The sequence below is a fragment of the Rhodococcus sp. IEGM 1241 genome (assembly GCF_033142365.1).
Lineage (GTDB): Bacteria > Actinomycetota > Actinomycetes > Mycobacteriales > Mycobacteriaceae > Rhodococcus_F > Rhodococcus_F erythropolis.
In genome coordinates this window covers 1-1,350 of record NZ_JAWLSE010000057.1, presented here as the reverse complement: position 1 = coordinate 1,350, position 1,350 = coordinate 1, and the positions used below count along the sequence as shown (strand labels likewise).

At 63.0% G+C, this 1,350-nt stretch carries 1 protein-coding gene and 1 other annotated feature; the gene reads left to right on the top strand.

What is annotated here, in order from left to right; all coding sequences use genetic code 11:
- Nucleotides 1-54 precede the first annotated feature (54 nt).
- Nucleotides 55-1,319 (top strand): IS3 family transposase gene (locus R4P70_RS32585; protein WP_230544151.1). Its coding sequence is split into 2 segments (ribosomal slippage): nucleotides 55-358 and nucleotides 358-1,319, totalling 1,266 coding nucleotides; the frame shifts between segments, so codons are not numbered across the junction.
- Nucleotides 354-488: a sequence feature (AL1L pseudoknot), on the top strand. It overlaps the preceding gene by 135 nt.
- Nucleotides 1,320-1,350: the final 31 nt, after the last annotated feature.

Here is a 1,350-nt window from a genome sequence, read left to right as displayed (position 1 = left end):
TGAATCGCCCTGGGTTCGGTGGAGACTTCTGGCCTTGGAAACGAGGATGGAAGCATGCCGAATGAACGGGTGTCAGGGAGGCCGACGATGCGGCGGTATTCGCCGGAGGAGAAGGCCGGTGCGGTGCGGATGGTCCGGGCGTTGCGGGCCGAGCTGGGGACCGAGCATGGGACGACAGCGCGGGTTGCCTCGCAGTTGGGTTACGGGGTCGAGTCCGTCAGGTCGTGGGTCAAGCAGGCCGATATCGATGACGGTCTGACTGTGGGAGTGAGCACCGCCGAGGCCGATCGGATCAAGCAACTCGAGCAGGAAATCCGAGAACTGCAGCGCGCCAACGAGATATTGAAGCGTGCGGCGTCTTTCTTCGGGGCGGAGCTCGACCGCCAGCACAAGAGATGACCGCGTTCATCGATGCCAATCGCGGCGATGTCATCGCGGGTCGGAGGCTTGGGGTCGAGCGTATCTGCAAGGCCTTGCAGATACCTCCGAGCAGCTACTACGCCACCAAAAGCCGACCGCCGTCAGCTAGATCGGTCTCCGATAGCCGGTTGCGGCCGGCGCTACGGGGGTTGTGGGAGGAGAATTACCAGGTATATGGGGTGCGGAAGCTGTGGAAAGCAGCCCGAAGATCGGGCATCGATGTCGGCCGTGACCAGGTCGCGCGGCTGATGCGTGCCGAGCAGATCGCTGGTGTGCGGCGAGGGAAGAAGGTGCGTACCACCCGAGCAACGGCCGGGGCGGATCGGCACCCCGATCTGGTTGGGCGGGATTTCACTGCGACTGAGCCGAACCAACTGTGGGTCACCGACCTCACCCACGTCCCGACCTGGGCGGGAATGGGCTACGTCTGCTTCATCACCGACGCTTACTCTCGGATGATCGTGGGCTGGCGCGTCGCGGCGAACATGCGCACCCAGGTAGTGCTCGACGCCATCGAGATGGCCCGCTTCAGTCGCGGCACACGGTTGACCGGGCTGCGCTGCCACAGCGATGCGGGCAGTCAATTCACCTCGGTCCGCTACGGCGAACGGCTCGCCGAACTCGGTGCAATACCGTCGATCGGGACCGTGGGCGATTCCTACGATAATGCTCTCGCCGAGAGCGTGAACGGCTACTACAAGTACGAACTCATCTACGGCCCAACGCATCCTGGTCCATGGCGCAGCATCGACGACGTGGAACTGGCGACACTGTCGTGGGTGCACTGGCACAATCACAGGCGGCTGCATGGTCACTGCGGCGACATCCCGCCAGCAGAGTACGAGAAGACGTTCTACGCTACTGAGCAGGGTGAGCAGGCCTTGGTTGAAATCAAATAGCCAGAGCCTCCATCAGACCCAGGGCGATTCA